1 protein-coding gene is annotated in these 274 nt (G+C 66.8%); it reads right to left on the reverse strand.

Annotation, left to right across the window (positions count from 1 at the left end):
• A partial coding sequence (locus BK660_RS31580) for an aminotransferase class I/II-fold pyridoxal phosphate-dependent enzyme (protein WP_123436457.1) occupies positions 1-274 on the reverse strand: 274 nt, incomplete at both ends.

The raw sequence follows: 274 nt of genomic DNA on the forward strand, positions 1-274 counted from the left end.
GGCACGATTTCAAGGTGCAGCGTGGCGGCCAGCACTTTGAAACCCGCGTAGGTCAGCGCGTCCGCCGCGATCACGTCACCGGGTCGCAGCAGCGCCATCAGCGTCACCGCCAGACCATGTTGAGCGCCGCTGACAATCAACACGCTGTCGGCGTCGACCGTCAGGCCTCGGCTGCGCAAATGTCGGGCGATGGAGGCGCGCTCATGCGCACGCCCGCAATGGGGCTGGGAGCGCAGGTGCGATTCCTGGTCGCCGGATAACGCGAGTTGGCGCA

It is taken from the genome of Pseudomonas brassicacearum, assembly GCF_003732265.1.
Classification (GTDB): Bacteria; Pseudomonadota; Gammaproteobacteria; order Pseudomonadales; family Pseudomonadaceae; genus Aquipseudomonas; species Aquipseudomonas brassicacearum_D.